The following is a 22,771-nucleotide window of genomic DNA, read 5'->3' on the forward strand; positions in this document are numbered from 1 at the left end:
ACTTTGGAGAAGACTTTAAAGAACAATTGGTTAATACAAAAAACGTTAGAGATATTTTGAGTGATATGGCCTCTCAAACAGGAAAAGAATCTGCTGTTGTTTATATTAATGCTTATCAAGAACAATTACAGATAATTTTACTTACTAAAGATGGTCAGCCTATTCTCAAAAATATTCCTACAGTAAATCGGAAAAAACTATTCCAAAATGCTATGAGGTTTACTGTAGAAATTACTGACTTGAGGAGGCGTAATACTACCAGTTATTTACCATTCGCTCAAAAATTATATCAATGGTTAATTGCACCAATTGCAGCCGAGTTAGAGGCAGCTAATATTGATACAATTTTATTTAGTATGGATACTGGGTTTCGCCTTTTTCCACTGGCGGCTTTACATGATGGTGAACAATTTCTGATTGAGAAATATAATATTAGCACTATTCCTAGTATGAGTTTAATAGATAGTCGTTATCGTTCTATTCAAAACACAAAATTATTAGGAATGGGTGCTAGTGAATTTAGGGACAATACACCTTTACCTGCTGTACCTGTAGAATTAGAAACTATCTCTCAAGAATTATGGCAAGGTAATAGTTTTCTTAATCAAGAATTCACGATGAAAAATCTGATTAATCAACGTCAAAATTATCCCTATCCAATTATTCATTTAGCTACTCATGCTGAATTTAAAAGTGGAGATATTAGTCAGTCTTATGTTCAATTTTGGGAGCAAAAATTACGATTAAATCAAGTCAGACAGTTAGGTTGGAATAATCCAGCAGTGGAATTATTAGTTTTATCTGCTTGTCAAACAGCAGTGGGAAATCAACAAGCGGAATTAGGTTTTGCTGGTTTTGCTGTAGCAACAGGAGTGAAGTCAGTATTGGGGAGTTTATGGTTGGTTAGTGATGAAGGTACATTAGGATTAATGACAGAATTGTACTCTCATTTAGATGATGTTAAGATTAAAGCAGAAGCATTACGAGAAGCACAATTAGCGATGTTGAGAGGAGAAGTTGTGATAGCAGAGGGTAAGTTAAGGGGTTCGGGTAGTCGTGGGGAGGTAACTTTGCCAAAGGAATTGGGGAATATTCACAATAAGAGTTTTTCTCATCCTTATTATTGGGCTGGCTTTACTATGGTTGGTAGTCCTTGGTAATAATACTATTTCTCAAAAACTTTTCTATATTGACTTGAGCAAGGGAGTAGGATCGGAGGTAGGGACATTCCATACAACGTGCGTATAAAACAGTAAACATAAGAATAATTGGGGTTGTACATTAAAGAATGATAATAGATTTTAAACTGTACATATTATTGAAGAAAAAGTTATCCAAAAATATCTACTTTTGGATTTAATCATTCCTGATTGTGCAACGCCGAATAATTAACCTTAAATTACCTCAAATCAGCAAAAAGGTTCCATTGAATAATGATTCAAATTAATCCCAAACATTATTACTATAGGATTATGATACCGTATTCCTACTTAAAATGGCTACGATACCATTGCCCTAATATTTTTGGAGAGACTCCAAGTAGGTAAGCAATAACTACTACTTGATTAATTAGAGTAGTTTTAAATATTCCTAATTTTTGCCACCTACGGCCAGAAGTTAATACTGGTTTTGATACAATTCCAATTTTCCCTCTTTTCCTTAACTTTCTGATCAATTCAAAATCTTCCATAATTGGTATTTCTGGAAAACCACCAATTTCTTCAAATATTTTAGCTGGGAGAAAAATTCCTTGGTCTCCATAAGGCATTTGCAAATAACGCGATCGCCAATTGACCATTTTCTCAACTATTCGTAAATTTTTTTTTCTTCCTTTAATACCTAATTCAAATGCACCTGCAATAATATTCGGTTTGGCTAGAACTTCTCTTAATAATTGGTCAAATTTTAATGGTAAAAATGTATCTCCATGTAGAAATAAAAGAATATTTCCTGTTGCTGCTTTACCTCCACAATTCATTTGAATACTGCGACCAGGAAAAGAATAAATAAGTTTAATATCTAAAGATTTAACAACTTCAATTGTACCATCATTACTGCCACCATCAACTACTATTATTTCTATATCTTTTCCTGTTTTAGCTGTGGAAATAGTTTGGGCAATTGTACTAACTTCATTTAACACGGGAATAATAATCGAAATACTGCTCATCAATTTTTTGGTAAGGGATGGAGAATTTATATTTTTTCCCATTGAATAGGATGAAATTTAAAAGCAGATGAAAATTAGATATGTACTAATTAATTTAAAATTGTAATTTTTTCAGGTCTTCTGGACGGTCAATATCAGAAAGTTCGGGTAAATAGTCAATAGCTAAATTAATGTTTTGAGCGATCGCTACAGTTTTTGACAAGACAACAGAAGTGCCCCAATTAATTCCTTGAAATAATTCTGGGATAATTTTTTTGAGACCAATTAGATAATAACCTCCGTCTATTGCTGGACCAATTACTACATCAGATTGAGTTAGTTTAGCAAAAGCTTCTAATATAATTTCAGGAGTTAAACTGGGGCAATCTATACCAATAATTACTACAGATTTCATCCCCTGATTAAAAGCGGATTCAAATGCTCTAGTTATACGTTCACCTAAGTCTCCTGTACCTTGTTCTTGATATTTTAAATCAGAGCCTAACCAGTTTTTCATTAATTGCAAATTTCCACCAGCAAATCTAATCTCAATAGATAATGACATCCTATTCAATAATTTTTTTGCTTTTATTAAAGTTGTTTCAGTCATTTTACTTTGTAGATTTGCTGCTCCTTCTGCTCCCAAAGCAGGTATTAATCGTGTTTTTGTTTTTCCTGGTTCTGGATAGCGAGTAAAAATAATTAGCTGTTGATTATTCATTATGATATAGTGTAAAGTATGCTTTAGTCTAATATCTTAAATTAGGATGTTAAAATAAAATATTAATTAGATGGTTTTCTTCGAGATAAAGTCTTAATAACTAGAAAAAATTTGATTAAATTATAATATTTAGTATACTGAATACTTGTAATTAATAATAAATAAGTCGAAAACAATTTTAGGAAAAAAAAGTAAATATGACAGTAAATATGACCAATAATCAAGATAAATTGATTAAAATTGCCGTTATCGGAGATATTCACGGTCAGTGGGAATTGGAAGATGAAATAGCTCTCAAACATTTGGGAGTTGATTTGGTACTATTTGTGGGAGACTTTGGTAATGAAGCAGTAGAAGTAGTTAGAGCGATCGCCACTCTTGATATACCTAAAGCAGCAGTTTTTGGTAACCACGATGCCTGGTATACAGCTACAGAATGGGGCAGAAAAAAATGTCCTTATGATCGAACTCAAGAAGATAGAGTCCAGCAACAAATAGACTTACTTGGGGAAGCTCATGTAGGTTATAGTAATCTGGACTTCCCAGAGTTGGCCTTGACAGTGGTGGGGACTCGCCCTTTTAGTTGGGGGGGTCCAGAATGGAAATATGGCGATTTTTATCGAGAACGATTTGGGGTCAATAGTTTTGATGAATCTACTGATTTAATGGTGCAAGCTGCACAGAATGCGAAATATAAAAATGTGATTTTTCTTGGCCATAATGGACCAAGGGGTTTAGGAGATGCTCCTGAAGACCCTGTGGGGCGAGACTGGAAACCTATAGGCGGAGATTTTGGCGATCCAGACTTTACCAATGCAATAATACAATCTCGTAAGTTGGGTAAGAAAATTTCTCTAGTTACTTTTGGCCACATGCACCATAACTTGCGACATACTAAGGAACGGTTGCGTAAATGTATTGATGTGGACAGTGAAGGGACTTTATATTTTAATGCAGCAAGAGTGCCACGCATTTTTGAAACAGAAGACCAGAAAAAACGCCATTTCCCTATTGTTTCCATGAAAGCAGGTGTTGTTTCTCAAGTTGCTTTGGTTTGGGTAGGCCAAAATTTACAGATAATTTCTGAAGAATTTTTATATTGCCAAGAAAAACTTGTTGTAGAGTCTGCATAGGTGCTATAATAAGTAATTGTCAAAACATTACAAGTCTCGTAGCTTGTTTGGTCAAAACTACAAAATTACTTTTGACTTTTGACTTTTGAATTTTGACTTAATTAAGGAGAGGTGGCAGAGTGGTCGAATGCGCTCGACTTGAAATCGAGTGAGGGTCAAACCTCCGTGGGTTCGAATCCCACCCTCTCCGTACAACTATGATTTTCTAATTAAATCTAAGAGCTTTTATCTGTAAATGCTTTAGCCTTTTTTTTGGAAAAAAAGTCCCAGCTTTTGGCTCACTTAAGCTGAAAATCTGAGGATTTTGAGTAGATAAGAGGGGAAAATTTGAGGGACAATTCTTTCTTCAATATCTTTATCCTTGTATGATTCGCATTTTCCCTGACTCCTGACTCGTGAGTCCTACCCTTGCCCATAAGACTTTTTTAGCAAAGCTTAACTAGCAAAGGTTTGAGCCATTTAACATCTATATAGATCCCACCATAGAAGATTAAGTTTTTGAAGCGGTTTACTATTGTTTGACTTTAGTCAAGGATAGTCAAAAGTAGTCAATGCTTATAGACTGATGAAGTCTGTCATAAGTATCTAGAGCATTCTTCCTGACTCAATAATGTCAAACATAGACTCTTATCTTTAAATACTAAATAACACCAATGCTATCGGATTTGATATCATAGCTTGATTCAGCAACGCCATAATATACATTCTGGATAATTAGTAGGTAGTTAGGAAAGCAATCTCCTAAACCCTTGATATTGCTTGCTTCCAATCCGTTCCATTCGCAATGATTTGAATCTTTTCACTACCCTGGTAGTACTGCCATAGCAATGAGCGCTGGCATCATTCAATATTACATAAATAGTTATAATGTAGTACAAAACTTGCAGTATGACCTGCATTTTTCATAAATTAGGCGATATAGCTGCCCCACTTGCTCCGCCAACGCTAAACGTTAAAGTTTTAAGGATGCGTGTAATGGTATTGACAATTTAGAGTTTATAGCTTTAAGATATTTCTATCTTCAAATAAAGTTTGAGTGCTATGGTACATCCTTACACTTAAGATTTGCGTGAACGAGTATTAATATAGAATATAGTTGCTCTTTGAGGCGATTCTCTCACTGGAGAGGCTTAACGAATGCACTCCCATAACACTATGATTCTTTTGTTGTCAGTTAAATCAAAGTGCAACGCGGGAGTCTATAATAGCAAATTTTAAAATAGCTGCCATGCTATAATTATTGCCTGGCAAGGATTTTCTGACATCTATTTGTCACATGATTTTTTCAGGCATGGCATAAAACTTTAAGGTAGTGCGATTGCGCCTCCGTTCCGTTGTCGCGATCGCATAGAAAAAATGTCAGTCATGTAGCAGGATGTATACTTTGTTGTTTTAATTGTCGTTTATGAATTTTTCTTTTTGTATTTTCTTCATAATTAGTATCTGGAGAGACGTTAGTATAGCAGGTAATACAATGGAGTTCCTTACGAAGCAACTTTAGCAGCTTCATTGATTGACCCCGATACTAAAATTATTGGACGTTAGTGCAGCAATTATGACCAGAATGCTACTATTTTTTCTGCTATTGTGGGAGAGCCAGCATCAAGGAAGTCTCCTCTGATTCAAGCGATCGCCAGGAAGCCTCTATCAAAAATGCAGGAGAAAGCTACAGAATTATACGATCGCCAGAAAATTGATTATGAGAGAGACTTGGCAGATTGGGAGGCAGCAGACAAATCTACTAGGGGTGACAAACCTGAAGAACCAAAACTGCGAGTATTTAGCACTGGAGACTATACCCCAGAAGGGATGAGAGAATTAGCTCAACATAATCCCAAGATTTTGAGGTGCTTTGATGAGTTGGCTAAGGAGCAAAAGTCTCAAGGTCAGTATAAAGGAGGTAAGGGAGGTGACGCTCAGTTGCTGTTAGAATCCTATGATGGCCTTATGGATACTGTCGTTCGTAGAGGTAAGATTTATCCCGGTGGTGTAGTAAATCAATGTTTGCTGGGAGGAATTCAACCTGAAGTTTTGTCTGAAATTATCTCCAGCTCAGACCCCACAGGGCTTTTCGCTCGATACAATATCGCCACTTTACCAAACATTCCTCACTATTGGGACGATGATAATGAAGTAGGCATGGACATTACGCCTCTGTTGGTTGATACCTACGAAAGCATAAACCGTTTGCCTGCTATTACTTTCAAGCTTTCCCCAGATGCCTATCAGCTATTCAAGTCTTGTCATAATCACGCCGAAAGCCAAAAGGCTAAAGCTGATCGGCCAGCGATGATTTATCAGTATGGGAAAATGCCAGGGAAAATTCTCCGGTGGACAATGCTATATCATGTCCTCCACGCTGTTTGTCAGGGCAAAACCCCAGATGAAATAGTCTCTAAAAAATTCATTCAAATTGCTAAGGAGCGGGCAATTTACCAAATGTCTCAGGTTCGTGGATTGTTGTCTATTATGGATGATTCTGGGCCAAGCAAAATGTTTCAGCTATATCAGTATGCTCTGAGGAAAGAAGAACCGATTACACCCAGGGATTCTGTATACAAGACTAAGAAGGCCAAGGATAGAGGTGAGGCTATTGATTTTTTTCGCTGACTAGAGGAGATGGGATGGGGTCGAACGATTGCCACTGATAACTGTCACCAATGCTTGTCACCACCCCTAAAACAAAAGAAGTTTAGATAATCAGAGTCGCCCAACATACTCACATAAATCAAAAGATGATTTTAAAGTGGGACAAAAGGTGAGAGCCGATGGACTTCAACTTATTATATAAGATTGCATAAATACAGGATGTGAAAAAAGGGCTTCTTAGAGACGAAGAGGGAACTGCCTTTAAGTGGAAAAGGTGTCAAATTGTAGACCAATATTCAAGATATTATGATCAACCGCTGTTTTTGCCACTGGTAGTAGCAAACCTTGGTAGAAAATTAAGGGTAGGATACCCAATTCAGCTATAAAGATAATGAACACTCGAGAGGAAATATTTGGGACATTAAAAGTTTAAAAACCAGTTGCCCATAGATTCAAAAAGGTTTGTGACAAAGTTTAACCTGAAGTATTTAAAAGGATAAAATTTGAGCAAATTAAAAAAATTTTTGTGTGACAAATAATGTGTCAAATTACCAATTCTTGCCTCAAAAAGTGCCAATAAATATCTATGATACTTAATGGACAAGTTATAGGTTAAAGCATAAAACCTAGACTAAGAAAGGTTTTGAGAAGTGGGGGTGGTGGGACTTGAACCCACACGACTGTTAAGGTCAACGGATTTTAAGTCCGTAGCGTCTACCATTCCGCCACACCCCCATAATTGGGATAATTCCATGAGCTTCTTAATGCTCATTTCTTTATTTAATCACAATGTTCATATTTTTGGCAAGTATTTTGAAGAGAAATTAAAATAAAAAAAATATTAAGGACTCTGGGTGAGTATATTAAAAGCCTTCTCCTGAAGGAGACACAGCACAAATTACTGGAAGTCAGAAGTAAAAAGTTAGAAGTTAGAGGATCAAGCTCCAAAAATTTCTTGGCAGGACAAAATATGGAATAATCTGGAGATTGACTGGAAAAATAGTTATTCAGGCAATAGTATATTAAACAGAATACGATTAACTATTGTCATTTCCCAATCTTGTTTATGAACTTAGACCTAGACACAAATCTAGTAATCCTAATTATTTACGCGGCCCTGGCCGGAGCCTATCTCCTAGTAATACCAGCTATAGTTTACGCTTATCTAAATACCCGTTGGTATGTTGTTAGTTCTATTGAACGGGTCTTCATGTACTTCTTGATGTTCTTATTCTTCCCTGGTATGTTGGTTTTGTCCCCATTTTTAAATTTTCGCCCTAGACGGCGACAGATTGAAGGTTAATGCGACGAATTGATGCTATTGGAATAAGTATCGGTATTTTTGCTGGTGGTGGTATCCTCTACTTGGTCTTACAAATAGTAGGTATAAATAGTACCAACGCTGGTATTTGGACACAAGCTGTTTTGGTCGGTGGCTTAGTTGTCTGGCTGCTGACCTATTTATTTCGGGTTGCGAATACAGATATGACTTATAATAAACAGTTGAATGATTATGAAGAGGCTGTACTGCAAAAGCGTCTGGAAGAAATGACTCCAGAAGAGTTGGCTCAATTGCAGACTGAAGTTGAACAGGAAAAGGCAAGCAAAACAGACAAACAGGAATAAATTATCAAACAGGATTGATTCTAAAACCTCCCTTTTTTTAATCAGTTAGTCTCCTAGGTCGGAACAGCCTTAACAGTTAAGTCTTTTTTCTAGTTTGATCAAAATAATAAAGTAAGAAATTAAATTCTTACTTCTGACTTCGTTAACTATCCAATATTTAAAATTAAAAATGATTTCAGTTTCTCATTGTTTTGAATCTCTACGCAATAATGGTGGTCAGTGTGCTTTGATTCCCTTCATTACGGCAGGCGACCCAGATTTGGAAACTACAGCAAAGGCTTTAGAGGTATTGGATAGTAGTGGAGCGGATCTAATAGAGCTGGGTGTACCTTATTCCGACCCTCTGGCTGATGGCCCGGTAATTCAGGCTGCTGCTACTCGTTCTTTGAGCCGGGGGACAACTTTGGAGTCAGTGTTAGAGGTGGTGCAGACAGTTAGTCCGAGGTTGCGATCGCCAATAATTCTATTTACTTACTATAATCCGATTTTATATCGGGGGGTAGAGAGTTTCCTGAAAAAAATTTATGATGTGGGCGCTAGGGGTTTGGTTGTGCCAGATTTACCGTTGGAAGAGGCCGATATTTTGTTGAAACCAGCAAGAGATATTGGGATAGAGTTGACTTTGTTGGTTGCTCCTACTAGCCCAAAAGAGAGAATAGAGGCGATCGCTCGTCAGTCTCAAGGGTTTATTTATCTAGTTAGTGTAACTGGGGTGACGGGAATGCGTACTCAAGTACAGACGGGGGTACAAGATTTGTTGAAACAAATGCGGGCGGTGACTAATAAACCGATTGGTGTGGGTTTTGGTATTTCTCAACCAGAACACGCTTTACAGGTAAAAAATTGGGGCAGTGATGCGGTTATTGTTGGTAGTGCGGTGGTGAAGCGGTTGGCTGAAGGAACTCCTGATGAGGGTTTGCAGGCGATCGGGGAGTTTTGTCAGAGTTTGAAGGTGGCTATTAGTTGAGGTTATGGTAAGCTAGGTGAAGTTCTAGAATTATCTAGTGGAGAAGTCTAATCTATGGAAAAAGTATTGGAAAGTTTCTTAGATACTTCCTATGTTGTCACAAAATTGAAGCTTGATTATCCTGTTTATTGCTTCAGGTCAAAAATTCTGGAAACGACAACTCAAAAGTTTATAAATCTTTTTCCGGGTAATGTTCTCTATGCCGTAAAATGCAACCCTCACCCTTTGGTTATAGAACCCATTTGGTATCTCTAAAAAATTAAGCGATATAGCTGCCGCTAGGCTCTGCCAACGCTAACCTCTTAAGCATCAGTCGAATAAAACAAAGGTTAATCTTAGCACTAGCATTTTCCAGGGTTATTTCAAAATTTTTAGTCAAGCTTTTACACCTTTCGATCCAGGAGTTAGTTCTTTCAATCACCCACCTGGCTTTGACTGGAACAAATCCTGTTTTTCCTTCGTGTTTTTTCTGTGCTTTTGATGGTTTTGATGATAGTTGAAATCTAATCTTAGTCACAATCCCTGGATAAATTTTCTCTAATTCCTGTGTGATTTTTTCGGGGTGATATCCATGGTCAAGTAAAATAGTAATTTTAGGAATATTTACAGGTTTAGATTTAAAGTAATCAATATTGTGTGACAACATTTCAATTAATCCCATCTTATCAGAAACTGATGCTTTGGTACAATGGATAAAAAAAGGAAAGCCAAGACTATCTACTCCTAGATGTCTTTTGATTCCGTTAGTAGCCTTGTAAAAACAGAATCCCTTGGACTTGACACTGGCATTACAGGTATTTTTTACTGCCTGTGAATCAATAATAATTAAAGTTGTCCATCTAGTTTTTTTTTACCTGTTGACGTAGTTGAGAGTGTAATACATCTCTAATCTTCTCCATTACTCCCGATTCTCGTCACTGTTTGTAATGCCAAAATACTGTAGAGTAAGGAGGTAAATCCTTGGGTAAATCAGACCAATTACAACTATTCTTCAGTTGATAGAGTACACCGTCCAATATTTGTCTTTTGCTCCATTTTGTAGGACAAGTTGTCTTTTTTTTTTGCAACAATGGTTCAATTAGAACCCATTCTTTGTCTGTCAAGCTACTTGAATATGGCATTTACCTGGCTCTTGTTTATGATAATTGGCGTTGGTGGAGCCTAGCGGCAGCTATATCGCTACTTAATTATAACCGTGGACAGAAAAGATACCAAATGGGTTCTATATGGATGGAGGAATTAAGTCCAGAGGAACGAATTATCAATCGTGATAAAGCATTATCGCAATTTATGGAATTGTACAGTTTTTTATCGCGTCATGCTATTGTCTACCTGCTTCCCAGTTATCCAGGTCTTCAAGAGCAGACTTATGTTGCTAACTTAGGAATTGTTTTACTCCATACAAAAGAAAAAATAGTTGTGATTTCTAACTACCGTTCTGAGCCACGACGAGATGAAAGTGAAATAGGACGTCAGTTTTTTAACCTGATGAATTTTAAGGTGAAAGATGCTCCTCCCTATTTTGAAGGAGAGGAAGATTTAAAACACATCAAGGATAATATTTATGTTGGAGCTTATGGCATTCGCACTTCAAAGAATGCCTTAGATTGGTTTAGTGAATCTTTTGACATTAAAATTATTCCTTTTCAGATGTCAAACGAATATTTCTATCACTTAGAAAAATGTGTCAATATCTATGATGTCATTTTCAATGATCCTTATATTGGATTAACGAATAGTATTCGATGTGGAAATTATCTTCTTTGTGCATCTGATATTGATGAATTGTATCCATCCGATAAACATTATGAACTGGAAAAATCAAAGATTAAGTCATTGAATCAGCTCTGCTCATCTTTGGGAATGGAACCTGTCTACTTTAACCTCTCAGAATTTCATAAATCTGGTGCTCTTCTGTCTTGTCTGATTATGCACTTGAATCATAATAATTTTACTTAGAGAGTAGAAATAGAAGAGAGGTTTTTGGTAAAGAGCAAAAACTTCTCCAGTTCAATTTACCAAAATAATTAGGTCTAAAGCCCCGCCTTTTAAGGTGAAATGTTTTTGGAGAGTTGCTCTAATCCCTGTTACAAAAACAACTTCTGACTTCTGACTTCGTTAAACAACCCTGTTACAACTGACAGCTATGAATCTTATCCCTGACTGGAAAACCGATACTGTGACCTTAGTCCTGCCAAATGTATGGATGGAATATTATAACGAATATTTGACTGAACTAGAAAAATTTTATGCGGATTTTTTAATTGAAATTGCAAAGTACGATCAGGTAATTTGCCTGGTTCCAGATAAAGCTCATGCTGAAAAGATGGTGAAACTAACGAACTTAGATATATCTATTTTTCGGATTGCCAATGTAGAAGATATTTGGATACGAGACTTTGCTCCAATTCAGTCAGAGCATGGGTATATTAAATTTATTTATAAACCTGAATATGATGATGAATTAGATTGTAAATATATTGAAGAAAGTTTTATAAATTACTTTAATAAATCAATACAACAATCTGCAAATACCAGCTTTACCGACCTAGAATTAGAAGGGGAAAATTTCGTTCATAATGGAAAAGGAACGGCAATTGTGACCGAAAAATTATATGCTCAAAATCCCCATAAAACCAAATCAGAAATCAATCAAATCATCAAAGAAAAAACTTCAATTGAAAAGTTAGTAATCGTTCCGACGCAACCGGGAGATATGACAGGACATATTGATGGAATGGTTCAATAGATTGATTCCCATCGAATTCTGATGAATGATTATCAAACTCAAGATTCTGATTTTGGGATGTTTATCAAGAGGTTAGATAGTTGTTTAGGACAGCAATTGCCAGAAGTTGAGACAGTGAAAATTCCCTGTTTTATTTCAGATAAACAGTATCTTGGTTGGACTTATGAACAAGGAAACTATATGAATTTCTTGAGAACGCAAAACCGAGTATATGCCCCCATTTATAATCAGCCAGAAGATGACATTGTTCGAGAAATTTATACTCAAATTTTTGGTAACAATGTGAGTTTTATTGAATCTGGGGCAATATCAAAGTATGGAGGTATTCTCCATTGTATTACTTGGAACTATTTAGCTTCCTGATTAATCAGGTCTTAGCAGAAGTTATATCTCAAACCCCTGAGATTGCTTCCTTTCACGGAGTGACCGTCGCAATAACTTTATAGTTAGTATTTATCCGAATATTATATTATATCAAATCTGCTTAATTCGGTAGAAAAAAATGTTCCATCTTCAACCATTAATAAATTTTTCTATAATCTCCCCACCCCTCCCACACTATTTTTACCGAAATAATTAATAATTAAACAATTAAATAATTAGATAATTTAGGTGTAAAGCCTTCCCTTGGATAGACGAAAACAATAAATCTTTTCCTGATTAGTGTCAATCCTATCCCTTTTAGGGAGAGGTAATTATCAATTATCAATTCTCCATTATCCATTAATCAAACCAAAGCTACCGGATTTGATATTATTACTATAGGAACAGGTTTAATAAAAAGATTTCTCTAAGTGTAAAAAACCCGCCCCTAGTATTTGAGTGTAACTAATCAACAATATCTGATATTAGTTGAAAAATTTTGATACTGATAGCTATCATTTTTTCCAACCCGATCGATAATATACTGGGGAACCTGTATCTGAGACAAAGTGACAAGCTAAGTAAGAGTTGATAAAACTCTTCCATATTGGCTCGGTTGACTTGTGATAATATTCACCCAGGATAGGTTTAATTGCTTCAGTTGCTGTTTTCAAGTGATAATGAGGCATACTCAAAAAGATGTGATGAGCGACGTGAGTACCAATGTCGTGATGAATAGAATTGATAAAACCGTAGTCGCGGTCTATGCTAGATAATGCACCTTTGAGAAAATACCAGTCGTCTCCACGATACCAAGGAATATCCGGCTCAGTGTGGTGTAAAAAGGTAACTAAATCTAACCACATCACAAATATCACATAAGGAACCAGGTAATATTTTACCAGAAAGACCCAACCAAATTTATAAGTCAGGAAACCAAGAAATCCTACCATTAACATCCAGAGAGCTGAACTGGTTAAAACATCCCACTTTTCATTGGGACGGAATAATGGACTGTCGGGCATAAAATGGGAGCCTTCACGATTTGGCGATCGCCTAAATAAATAGAATGGATAGGCTAATAATACTATATAAAAGCGACCTATTTTTTCAGGCCAAGACATATCATTGTACTTACTCTCAGTCACTGGATACCAACTTTCATCAGTGTCAATATTTCCGGTATTGGCGTGGTGAGTTCTGTGGCTGATGCGCCAACCGTGGTATGGTACGAGAATGGGAGTATGAGATAGATGCCCAATTAAATTATTCACCCATTTATATTTGGAGAAGGAACCATGACCACAGTCGTGCCCAACTACAAATAATGCCCAAAACATAGTTCCTTGCATTAACCAGAAAATGGGGAAAAAGAACCATGAATCTAGATTGTAGGCAATAGCATATAAACCTGCAATAATCCCAATATCTAGAAAGAAGTAGCTGAGAGACCTCCAGAGGGAAGGTTCAAAACAGTGAGGAGGAATAGCTGCCTTCACCTCCTGGAGAGTAAAGGGTAACTCTATTTTTGAGGGAGTTGAGTTTGTGTCAGTTGCTTGATCGAGAACAGTGTTTGATTGCACTAAATTTTTCAGTTTATCTAGTATGACCGATATTTCATCTTTACACAAGCTATACCGTTTCACGGAAGTCAAAAATCAAAAATCAAAAGTCAAAAGTCATATTTGAGCGGCTCAAAACTCTGACGTTAAAGTAATTTCAGCAAATAATTTCACATCTAAAATGTGAAATTATTTGTGACATCTTTGAAAGTGAATTGGTATTATATGGAGCAGGTTAAGTTCCTATCAGTTACCCCTATGCTGAATAAAAACAGAGAAGAGGGGTAGAAATTTATGGCACTTTTGCTGCATTAGGACAAATTCCATTAGCTCAGAAAAAAGAGCTGGTAGTGGTAAATAAGTAGGGATTTTTGCTATATCTCTCTTAGTACAAAGAGAGTTACACCAAGTCATAAAACTACTTCTACAAGACTACCAAGTAGCTAGTGGAAGATGAAACAGTATATACTCTAGCATAATCAGGGAGTAGTTAGGCACAAAAATTTTCTTAACTAGGACTTGCTGATTAAATCTCAAATAGTTAATAATAAAGTTTTTAGCCTTTTTGAGTTTGAAAAAAGTGCCTGGTTTTCAGTCTAAATAATGCTCCAAAATTAGCATTTTGGGCAGAGGGCAAAAAAAATACTTCCCTACTCCCCCACTCCCCAAACCCTAACTAGGCCAAGAATAGTTTGTAAGCTGGATTTTGGCTTTCGTCCCAATAGCGATAAGCCAAGCTTTCGAGAAAAGCTTGCCATTCTAGCATCTCGTAGGGGGGGACTTGCATTCCTACCGCAATACGTCCATAATCTGCCCCATTGTTGCGATAATGAAATAAACTAATATTCCAGTTAGGACTCATGGAGGCAACAAATTTCATTAATGCACCTGGCCGTTCAGGAAACTCGAAACGGTAAAGTAGTTCGTGGTGGGCAAGGGGAGAACGACCCCCAACTAGATGACGCAGATGTAATTTTGTCAGTTCATCATCTGTTAAATCTATGCTTTTCAAACCTTGGGTTCTAAATGTTTCTAGTATTATGGCAGCATCAGCACGGTCTTTTATTTGCACTCCAACAAAAATATGTGCTTCTTTTTCCTCAGCAATGCGATAGTTGAATTCAGTAATATTACGTTTGCCAAGACAGTCACAAAACCTGCGGAGACTTCCTGGAGTTTCAGGAATTGTAACGGCAAAGATAGCTTCGCGACGTTCTCCCAGTTCAGCGCGTTCGGCGACAAAGCGGAGACGATCAAAGTTCATATTCGCTCCGCAGGCGACAGCGATGAGGGTTTCTCCTTGAATTTGTTTTTGTTCAACGTAAGCTTTTGCACCAGCGATCGCTAAAGCGCCAGCAGGTTCAACAATGGAACGAGTATCTTCAAAAACGTCTTTTATCGCAGCACAGGTATCATCGGTTCCTACGAGAATAATATCATCTACATATTGCTGACAGAGGCGAAATGTTTCTTCCCCTACTTCTCGTACTGCTACGCCATCGGCAAATAAACCTACCTGGGGTAAGCGGACTCGATGTCCGAGTTTTAAAGATTGTGACATAGCATCAGCATCAATAGGTTCCACACCAATAATTTTGATTTCTGGACGTAACCGTTTGAGGTACGCGGCAATACCGGAAATTAAGCCACCACCACCAATGGCAACAAATATTGCATGGATGGGTTTTTGGTATTGCCGCAGAATTTCCATACCTATTGTACCTTGTCCGGCAATAACGTAAGGGTCGTCAAAGGGGTGAATAAAAGTTAAGCCTTTTTCTTCTTCCAGTTGACGGGCGTATTTATAAGCTTCATCAAAAGTTTCGCCATGCAAAACAACTTCTCCTCCCCTAGCTTTGACAGCATCAACTTTTAGTTGGGGGGTGGTTACTGGCATAATTATGATGGCGCTGGTTTTGAGGTAAGTTGCAGCTAGGGCTACTCCTTGAGCGTGGTTGCCTGCCGAAGCTGCTATAACTCCACGGGAGAGAATTTCGGGGGGAAGTTGAGCCATTTTGTTGTAAGCTCCGCGTAGTTTGAAGGAGAAGACTGACTGCATATCTTCTCGTTTGAGTAGGAGGTTATTATTAAGGCGGCTTGAGAGGTTGGGAGCTGCTTCAAGTGGAGATTCTTGAGCTACATCGTAGACACGGGCAGTGAGAATTTGTACCAGGTAGTCACAATACATAGTGGAACTTAAGTTGGTAATTAATTACAGTATAGAAATATAATACGATGTTTAACGCCTAAACTTTCTACTCTTGTCGTCTATCTTCTATCTCATATTTGAATAATTAGCGATCAAAATTTTCTTTCTTATTTACTTTACGAATAACCTTGCTAGCCTCAACATACTTACTTCAACAACTTTATTGAGAATAGCAGTTTCTTATTTTGAAATAATTGCATCTTGTGAATAATTATATCCCACATTCCGCACTTCATAGCGTAGCACAAAAGAATACATGAATCATCATCAGAATTTTAGCTAACAAATTGATTGTATAGAACATAAATATAGTCAACATTAGAGTATTCCTGCTCAACCAGAGATTTCTGTTAGCAGCACAAAACAAAGGAGCAAATACACTCCCCTTAAAAGCATCAATCAATTTTCGTGTTGCAGGTAGTGCTACTCGATCGCACCATCATTTTCCGGAGCGTGGGTTACATGATCGCACACCATCAAAATCACTGATAATATCTTTGGCAAGCGGAGGGTAAAAACTGTAAAATCAAACACCGTCCCTCTGTGAGATTAACGACTTTTTCCTGTTGATTTATTGTTAAAAAATGCACCCCTTGAAAGGATTGAAATATCCATCTTAATGTCGGAGTATTTGTCAGCTTTCCCAACTGGTTTTTAACTCCATTATTGGTTCTTTTTAAAGTATTTCTCAGCTCTCTTTGGCCGAGATTATATACTAATAAACACAGTGACATAATGAACAATATTGTTTCTACTCTTTGAGTTTTTTCGACAAAAAAACTATCGGCAAAAAATTGTGGGTCCTTGAGGAATTTGAAGCCCCTTTCACAACTCTGTTGGTTTTTATAGTTCCAGATTATTTCTGGACTTTTTATTTCTGAATCTGACTCAATATTTGTAGATAAAATAAATCTGCCAGCTACTAAATTTCTTCTTTCTATCTCTGAGACTCTTGGTTGAATTTCAATTTGATGATGATAGACTATAGACTGTTTATTCAAGATTTTTTCCCTAATTTCTATAGATTCTATACTCCATAACTTCAGTTTGTTGTTAATAGATTTCAAGTGATTTTGAGCTTGAGTAACTGTATCAAATCCAGTTGTTTCTAATTTTTTTACTAACTTTAATGCCGTCTTTTTTTCTTGTTCAATTTTCGACTCTAATTTCTGGATATCGCTTTTTTTTCGCTCTGCACTTTCTACAATTAACCATCTTTGTCTGACTTCAGCATCAGTTACTTTTTGCTCCAACCATTTGTATCCTTTTTCTTGAAGCACCCTAGTTATTTCCTGAATTTCTGGGTCTGTTTCTAGGGAAACTTTGACTTCTTCAAGGTCTACTTCAATTATTTCTTTTGCCTTTTTTAAAGTCATTGGTACTCTAGTTATCCATTTTAAGTTGGAGATTAATTGGATATTATCTTGACTATATAAGGCACTATCACAAACCATAATACTATCTAGTTTTATTTGTTTTTTTACCTCAGTTAAAATTTGACCAAATACTGCTTTATCTGATTCATTTCCGTCAGCAGACCTGATAAATAATGGTATTCCACTATCACTACTTACTATTAAATCTAATACACATTGTTTTAAGTCTGGTCGATGGTCGCGAGAATACCCCTTTGTAATTAATATCGGTTTTTGTTGATGATTTTCAGTACTTTCAATATGATTATATTCTCCATGTAGATGAAATGATGTTGAATCTAAGTGAGCATATTTAGTTCCAATGTTAAACTTTTTAATAACTAATAATCCTATTTATATAAATAAATTTGTTAATCCTAATTGATAGATATCATCCATGACTCTACCGATTTTATCATCGTTTAGATATTCACTCTTTATACCTGTTCCTAATAATTTTTCTACAGCCTTGTCTTCAAAGAAATTACTAAATAAATATAGAGGACGTGATACCATTCCTAGCCCATTAATAATTAAGGCTTTAATTACTGTTCCTGATGTAATTTTTTCTCGACTATCAACTCCTAATTTTTGGTTAATTATTTCCACAATTCCTATCTCATCAATTAGTCCTGCTACTATTCCTAAGTGGTCGAGATTTTTAACTGTTATTTCTTCCATCTACTGACACTTTTTTCAAAAGTAAATAATATGTGATCATAGGTTTATGATCTCACTTGCAGTTACCAAACACCATAAGTAATTCTACTTAATTAAATAGATGAGTTTTTTGTAGCCTGTTGCGCTACAATTTGAAGTGCGGAATGTGGGTTAGATCAAGTATCAAGTCTCATTAATTAATCACAATAAAAATGTTTTTCCCTTTCAGCAGGCAGGGAATCGAACTGAGTTTGCATCGTAGAACTCCCCTAAGTCCACCAAATCCACCGAAACTGAATGGAGAACAAGAAGCTCAACTGATTGCAATATGTTGTTATAGTCCACCATTAGGTAGAGCCCATTGGAGTGTAAGGCTATTAACTGAAGAATTAAAAACACGAGGAATAGTTACGGAAATTTCTTATGAAACAGTACGCAGTTGTCTAAAAAAAACCGACTACGACCTTGGAAAAAACAACGTTTTTGTATTCCACAGAGAGATTTAGCACGGTTCATGGCAGAGATGGAAGTAGTCCTTGACCTTTATAGTAGCCAACATACTCAAAGCCAGCCTCTGATTTGTATGGATGAAGCAGCGATCCAATTAACTGGACATCTTTACGAACCAATTGAAATGAAACCAGGTCAAGATGCCAAGGAAGATTATCACTACACTCGCCAAGGAACTCAAGCTTTGTTTATGTTTTTTGACCCCATTGGTGGTTGGCGACGAGTCACTCATCGGGACAGTCGTACCAGTATTGATTGGGCTGAAGAAATTCGACAATTATTAGAGGTAGACTATCCTCAAGTTGAAAAAGTGAAATTACTCTGTGATAATCTTAATACTCATAACATTGCTTCACTTTACAAGGCTTTTCCTGCGCCAGAGGCACACCGTCTTGCTCGAAGATTGGAAATTAATTTATCATACACCTCGTAGTGGCAGTGGGCTGAATGTGGCTGAGATTGAACTAAGTGTTTTATCGCAGCAATGTCTGGCTCGGCGTATTCCCTCTGTGGCACAACTGGCATCGGAATTGAAGGCTTGGCAACAAGAACGAAATCGCACAGCTAGTAAAGTAATTTGGCATTTCACCGCCCAAGATGCACGAATTAAATTGAAGCATCTTTATCCGGTTTTTGAAACTGTGGCAGACTCAAAACTCTAAACACTTGTTTGTGACTGTCAATTTTTGGCGATCGCCTGTTTGTGACTATCAACTTTTATAGTCATTCTCAATAAGACTGGGACGAGTGTTTCTCTCCTTGAAAGGGTTTCAGCCAAAAAAGTGTTTCATCCTTATTTGAAATGACTATAGCGATCGCCTGATGGTCTGTGATGATAACTTCTTGCCTCTGAGACTAATACACCATTTTCAGCTTGACGCGCCACTACGTATTCAAAGAGACATGAATATTAGACAGATTTAATACTATTATTGGCACTGAATTCTACTCATCACAAACGGTTTAACCGTATTTACGTTTGACATTTTTATAGGAGCGCTTTGCAACCGCAGGATTAAACTGAGTATCCACAAACTGCACCGGATAATAGGTTTCTATCCACAAATGCGCTCCACAATCCAAAGGTTCATAAGGTTTATAAACTATACGACACGGACCATGTATTTCCATCTGATAACCCATATCGTTACGACGCCCTTGCTTCGAAGTGATTACTGGAATCAGTTGCTCTAGAGTCATTTGAGGATCGTATTTAATTCTTTTGCTATTGGATTTAATTTTATGTTGATTAACATGAATCTTTGTCGGCTTCTTCCGCAGTTTCTTACACCAAATACCTTCCGGACCTCTACTACCCGGTATAACAACAGGCATTTTGCCATAAAGAGGAATTTGCCAAAAACCTTTGTGTTTGTAAGCTCCCTTTATTCTACCTTGAGAAAGTAAAACTCTGACTCGTTGACAACAAATACCCAATAAGAAAGCTGCTTCTCTAGTTCCAATATAAATCATTTTTACTATAGCACTATAGTTTTGATTAGGTAATAATTATAAAATTACAGATACTATATTTTACTCAGTAGACAAATAAATTCTGTCAAATTCGCTACATAACATACTGCCCCAAATATTAGCCTCATATTTAATATTACTCATTATATTGAATACGATAAACCCGATTATTCATTTCTTCTGTAAATAATAAACTTCCATCTGGCAATACCTGTAAACCAGTCGGACGACCCCAAGTTGTTTCCTCTGAAACATCCAAAAATCCTGTTAAAAAGTCTCGATATTCTCCTGTAGGATTTCCATTTTCATCAAAGGGTACAAATACTAATTTATAACCTGTAGGTTCCTGACGATTCCAACTTCCTCGAAATGCGACAAAAGCTCCATTTTGATATTCTTCTGGGAAAGTTTCTTCATCATAAAATTGCAGTCCTAGAGGTGCAGAATGGGATTGAAATAAAACATCAGGAGTTTCAGTTTGAACTACTAAATTAGGATTTTCTCCAGCTCTTCTGGGGTCTTCCAAATTAGGTGATAAATAAGCATAAGGCCAACCATAAAATTCACCTTGTTCTAATCCTGTTAAATAATCAGCAACTAAATCATCTCCTAATCCATCACGTTCATTGACAGTAGTATAAAGTTGACCTGTAATTGGATTAAAATCTAAACCTACAGGATTTCTTAAACCTGAAGCAAAAGTTTGTTGATTAGAACCATCCAAATTCATTACTTGAACTGATGCTCTTGGTAATGGTTCGACAGATACATTGGAGAGGGAACCAATAGAAACAAAAAGTTGATTATTTTCAGAAATTGCTAAGTTCCGAGTCCAATGACCTCCTGCTGGTAAATCGGCAATTTTTTCACCAGTGCCATTAATTTGTATATCGCCAATATTGTAGGGGTATCTAACTATTGAATCTGTGTTTCCGACATAAAAATAATCTTCAGTAAAAGCCATACCAAAGGGTTGATTTAATCCATTTGTTTCTGAGGCAAAAATCTGAGAAAAATCTGCTGTTCCGTCACCGTCTGTATCCCGCAATAAACGGATTTGGTTTAATGGTGTTTCTGTTACTAATACATCTCCTGTAGGAGTGACTGCTAACCAACGAGGTTTTTCTAAATCTTCAGCAAAAACATTAACTGTAAATCCATCAGGAACCTGCAAAGTTGGATTATTAGGAACTGGAATAATATCGGCAGGATTAGAAGCACTATCACTGGCGAAAGGTTGTGGCAATGAATCTAGAGAAATGCGGATATTTTCTGATGATAATAGTTCGGTTTCTATGAAGCTGCTGTTACGGTTTTCATTGCCGGATGTATCTATAAAATATAAAGTATTTTCGTCTATTTCTGGTGGTGAAGTACCTAATAATAAACCGATGATTTCTCCTGAATTACGGATTGTAATTACAGTATCACTACTTCCTGGGGTAGTAGTTTCAAATGTTAAATCATTAGCTGTTAAACCTGATGGTAAATCTAGGCGATCGCCTATTGAAAAATCAGTAATTATGTCTGCTTCTTGGGAAAGGAAAAAGACATCTGCACCGTTTCCTCCTGTCAGAGTATCTATTCCTAAATCTCCATACAAACTATCATTTCCTGTGCCACCATTGAGAAAATCATCTTCTTTCCCTCCTCTCAATATATCGTTTCCAGCATCACCCAAAATTGCATCATTGCCTAAATTTCCACTGAGAAAATCATCCCCATCTCCACCGAAAATAGAATCTGAGTTTTTGCCTCCGAATATTGTATCATTACCTTGATTTCCAATAATTGTATCGTTGTCTCGATTACCATTAATAATTTCTGTATCTTCAGATCCAATAATTGAGTCATTGCCACTTAAACCAAGTAAACCTCGGGGCAAATTTGCTAGTAATTGAGAAGTTAGCTGAAAGTTATCAGAATCTAAAGTTAATTCATAAAATCCGTTAGAAGTAGGACCTGCCATTGTTTTTGGATATGTTTGAACTTTCTACTATTTTAATAGTATAGAAGTTAGGAATTAGTGACAGTTATTGTTTATCAAAATTTAATTTTTGACCAGTGAGAGTATCCTGCTTTTCTTGTAACTGAGATTTTTAGTATTGAGAGTAGGTTAGATTAAGGAACGAAACAACATATATCAGTTTCAATATTTATAATTATCACTCTATTCTGTTGTTTCAAATTCGACTTTATCGTAAATATTTGCCAGGGTTATTTGAAAATTAATGGAGTTTAGAGAGATGGTCTCTTCGGATTCGTTATATTGTGAGAAAATCCACTGTTTTGAGCAGTTTTGAAATATTTTTCGACTTAGATTGTGTATTAGTCTATAAGTAGATGTTCTTGAAATGTAGTAAGAGTAAACTTAATAAGTGCCTAGGCAAAATTAATTACCTATAGAACCCCTAAGAGATCTATATAATTATGCAAGTTAAGTCTATTCGTGCATCAAGAATGAGGAAAAATTATCTCAAGGAGTGTTGAATTTTTTTTATTATTTCTCCCCACATCTTCCCTCTTTCCTCTTTCCCAATTATTAATAATTAATAATTAATAATTAAATAATTCTGGTTTAAAGCCTCCTCTTGGATAGGGGAAAAAGCGGTTGAGGGATGGCGAGGTTTCCTCGCCATATCCAA

The 22,771-nt window shown here is 36.4% G+C and carries 15 protein-coding genes, 2 tRNA genes and 3 pseudogenes; 10 read left to right on the forward strand and 10 right to left on the reverse strand.

The window, feature by feature from the left end; translation table 11 throughout:
- Positions 1-1,160 (forward strand): CHAT domain-containing protein (locus ACP6PL_RS08965; RefSeq protein ID WP_426544694.1); only part of this gene is annotated, 1,160 nt, incomplete at its 5' end.
- A 326-nt stretch (positions 1,161-1,486) separates the two neighbouring features.
- Here the strand turns inward: ACP6PL_RS08965 and ACP6PL_RS08970 are convergent.
- A complete protein-coding gene (locus ACP6PL_RS08970) occupies positions 1,487-2,212 on the reverse strand; it encodes a TIGR04283 family arsenosugar biosynthesis glycosyltransferase (RefSeq protein ID WP_426544696.1) in 726 nt (241 codons plus the stop codon).
- Between the two features lie 52 nt (positions 2,213-2,264).
- Positions 2,265-2,870, reverse strand: a complete 606-nt coding sequence (locus ACP6PL_RS08975; RefSeq protein WP_426544698.1) for a TIGR04282 family arsenosugar biosynthesis glycosyltransferase — start codon at positions 2,868-2,870, stop codon at positions 2,265-2,267.
- Between the two features lie 209 nt (positions 2,871-3,079).
- Here ACP6PL_RS08975 and ACP6PL_RS08980 point away from each other — a divergent pair, with 209 nt between their 5' ends.
- From ACP6PL_RS08980 to ACP6PL_RS08990, 3 genes are all read left to right on the forward strand, one after another.
- A complete protein-coding gene (locus ACP6PL_RS08980) occupies positions 3,080-4,003 on the forward strand; it encodes a TIGR04168 family protein (RefSeq protein WP_426544718.1) in 924 nt (307 codons plus the stop codon).
- Between the two features lie 105 nt (positions 4,004-4,108).
- A tRNA-Ser gene (locus tag ACP6PL_RS08985) sits at positions 4,109-4,193 on the forward strand.
- Positions 4,194-5,575: 1,382 nt separating this feature from the next.
- A complete protein-coding gene (locus ACP6PL_RS08990; RefSeq protein WP_426544720.1) occupies positions 5,576-6,613 on the forward strand; it encodes a DUF3987 domain-containing protein in 1,038 nt (345 codons plus the stop codon).
- 630 nt (positions 6,614-7,243) lie between these two features.
- Here ACP6PL_RS08990 and ACP6PL_RS08995 read toward each other — a convergent pair.
- Positions 7,244-7,327 (reverse strand) — tRNA-Leu (locus ACP6PL_RS08995).
- 331 nt (positions 7,328-7,658) lie between these two features.
- Here ACP6PL_RS08995 and ndhL point away from each other — a divergent pair.
- From ndhL to trpA, 3 genes are all read left to right on the forward strand, one after another.
- Positions 7,659-7,895, forward strand: a complete 237-nt coding sequence (gene ndhL / locus ACP6PL_RS09000) for an NAD(P)H-quinone oxidoreductase subunit L (RefSeq protein ID WP_426544700.1) — start codon at positions 7,659-7,661, stop codon at positions 7,893-7,895.
- Positions 7,895-8,218: a DUF3007 family protein gene (locus ACP6PL_RS09005; RefSeq protein ID WP_426544702.1), complete on the forward strand. Its 324-nt coding sequence runs from the start codon at positions 7,895-7,897 to the stop codon at positions 8,216-8,218. Before ndhL ends, ACP6PL_RS09005 begins: the two co-directional genes overlap by 1 nt.
- A 169-nt stretch (positions 8,219-8,387) precedes the next feature.
- A complete protein-coding gene (trpA, locus tag ACP6PL_RS09010; RefSeq protein WP_426544704.1) occupies positions 8,388-9,185 on the forward strand; it encodes a tryptophan synthase subunit alpha in 798 nt (265 codons plus the stop codon).
- Positions 9,186-9,444: 259 nt separating this feature from the next.
- On the opposite strand, the gene ACP6PL_RS09015 is transcribed toward trpA, so the two are convergent.
- Positions 9,445-10,011: a transposase gene (locus ACP6PL_RS09015; protein ID WP_426544722.1), complete on the reverse strand. Its 567-nt coding sequence runs from the start codon at positions 10,009-10,011 to the stop codon at positions 9,445-9,447.
- Between the two features lie 88 nt (positions 10,012-10,099).
- Complete coding sequence (locus ACP6PL_RS09020) at positions 10,100-10,306, reverse strand: transposase (RefSeq protein WP_426544706.1); 207 nt, start codon at positions 10,304-10,306, stop codon at positions 10,100-10,102.
- 94 nt (positions 10,307-10,400) lie between these two features.
- Here ACP6PL_RS09020 and ACP6PL_RS09025 point away from each other — a divergent pair, with 94 nt between their 5' ends.
- On the forward strand, positions 10,401-11,144 hold the full coding sequence (locus tag ACP6PL_RS09025; protein ID WP_426544708.1) for an arginine deiminase-related protein: 744 nt from the start codon (positions 10,401-10,403) through the stop codon (positions 11,142-11,144).
- A 187-nt stretch (positions 11,145-11,331) separates the two neighbouring features.
- A pseudogene (locus ACP6PL_RS09030) lies at positions 11,332-12,297 on the forward strand (agmatine deiminase family protein).
- Positions 12,298-12,812: 515 nt separating this feature from the next.
- On the opposite strand, the gene ACP6PL_RS09035 reads toward ACP6PL_RS09030, so the two are convergent.
- The 3 genes and pseudogenes from ACP6PL_RS09035 to ACP6PL_RS09045 form a co-directional block, all read right to left on the reverse strand.
- Complete coding sequence (locus ACP6PL_RS09035) at positions 12,813-13,880, reverse strand: DUF3474 domain-containing protein (RefSeq protein ID WP_426544710.1); 1,068 nt, start codon at positions 13,878-13,880, stop codon at positions 12,813-12,815.
- Positions 13,881-14,535: 655 nt separating this feature from the next.
- Positions 14,536-16,047 carry a threonine ammonia-lyase, biosynthetic gene (gene ilvA, locus ACP6PL_RS09040; protein ID WP_426544712.1) on the reverse strand — a complete coding sequence of 504 codons (1,512 nt, stop codon included), beginning with the start codon at positions 16,045-16,047 and terminating at the stop codon, positions 14,536-14,538.
- A 503-nt stretch (positions 16,048-16,550) separates the two neighbouring features.
- Positions 16,551-18,164, reverse strand: a pseudogene (locus ACP6PL_RS09045) (IS1634 family transposase).
- 254 nt (positions 18,165-18,418) lie between these two features.
- On the opposite strand from ACP6PL_RS09045, the pseudogene ACP6PL_RS09050 reads away from it, so the two are divergent.
- A pseudogene (locus ACP6PL_RS09050) lies at positions 18,419-19,315 on the forward strand (IS630 family transposase); the annotation flags it as partial.
- Between the two features lie 301 nt (positions 19,316-19,616).
- Here the strand turns inward: ACP6PL_RS09050 and ACP6PL_RS09055 are convergent.
- Together ACP6PL_RS09055 and ACP6PL_RS09060 are read right to left on the reverse strand one after the other, a co-directional pair.
- Positions 19,617-20,126 carry a hypothetical protein gene (locus ACP6PL_RS09055; RefSeq protein ID WP_426544714.1) on the reverse strand — a complete coding sequence of 170 codons (510 nt, stop codon included), beginning with the start codon at positions 20,124-20,126 and terminating at the stop codon, positions 19,617-19,619.
- 136 nt (positions 20,127-20,262) lie between these two features.
- Positions 20,263-22,095 carry a PQQ-dependent sugar dehydrogenase gene (locus ACP6PL_RS09060; RefSeq protein WP_426544716.1) on the reverse strand — a complete coding sequence of 611 codons (1,833 nt, stop codon included), beginning with the start codon at positions 22,093-22,095 and terminating at the stop codon, positions 20,263-20,265.
- Positions 22,096-22,771 lie beyond the last annotated feature (676 nt).

The sequence above is a fragment of the Dapis purpurea BLCC-M126 genome (genome assembly GCF_050015975.1).
Taxonomy (GTDB): domain Bacteria; phylum Cyanobacteriota; class Cyanobacteriia; order Cyanobacteriales; family Microcoleaceae; genus Trichodesmium.

What these genes read in the sequence shown, in the direction of transcription:
- ACP6PL_RS08970 (WP_426544696.1), bottom strand. Translation starts at nt 2,212, where the DNA reads ATGGGAAAAAATATAAATTCTCCATCCCTTACCAAAAAATTGATGAGC.
- ACP6PL_RS08975 (WP_426544698.1), bottom strand. Translation starts at nt 2,870, where the DNA reads ATGAATAATCAACAGCTAATTATTTTTACTCGCTATCCAGAACCAGGA.
- ACP6PL_RS08980 (WP_426544718.1), top strand. Translation starts at nt 3,080, where the DNA reads ATGACCAATAATCAAGATAAATTGATTAAAATTGCCGTTATCGGAGAT.
- ndhL (WP_426544700.1), top strand. Translation starts at nt 7,659, where the DNA reads ATGAACTTAGACCTAGACACAAATCTAGTAATCCTAATTATTTACGCG.
- ACP6PL_RS09005 (WP_426544702.1), top strand. Translation starts at nt 7,895, where the DNA reads ATGCGACGAATTGATGCTATTGGAATAAGTATCGGTATTTTTGCTGGT.
- trpA (WP_426544704.1), top strand. Translation starts at nt 8,388, where the DNA reads ATGATTTCAGTTTCTCATTGTTTTGAATCTCTACGCAATAATGGTGGT.
- ACP6PL_RS09020 (WP_426544706.1), bottom strand. Translation starts at nt 10,306, where the DNA reads ATGCCATATTCAAGTAGCTTGACAGACAAAGAATGGGTTCTAATTGAA.
- ACP6PL_RS09025 (WP_426544708.1), top strand. Translation starts at nt 10,401, where the DNA reads ATGGGTTCTATATGGATGGAGGAATTAAGTCCAGAGGAACGAATTATC.
- ilvA (WP_426544712.1), bottom strand. Translation starts at nt 16,047, where the DNA reads ATGTATTGTGACTACCTGGTACAAATTCTCACTGCCCGTGTCTACGAT.
- ACP6PL_RS09055 (WP_426544714.1), bottom strand. Translation starts at nt 20,126, where the DNA reads ATGATTTATATTGGAACTAGAGAAGCAGCTTTCTTATTGGGTATTTGT.
- ACP6PL_RS09060 (WP_426544716.1), bottom strand. Translation starts at nt 22,095, where the DNA reads ATGGCAGGTCCTACTTCTAACGGATTTTATGAATTAACTTTAGATTCT.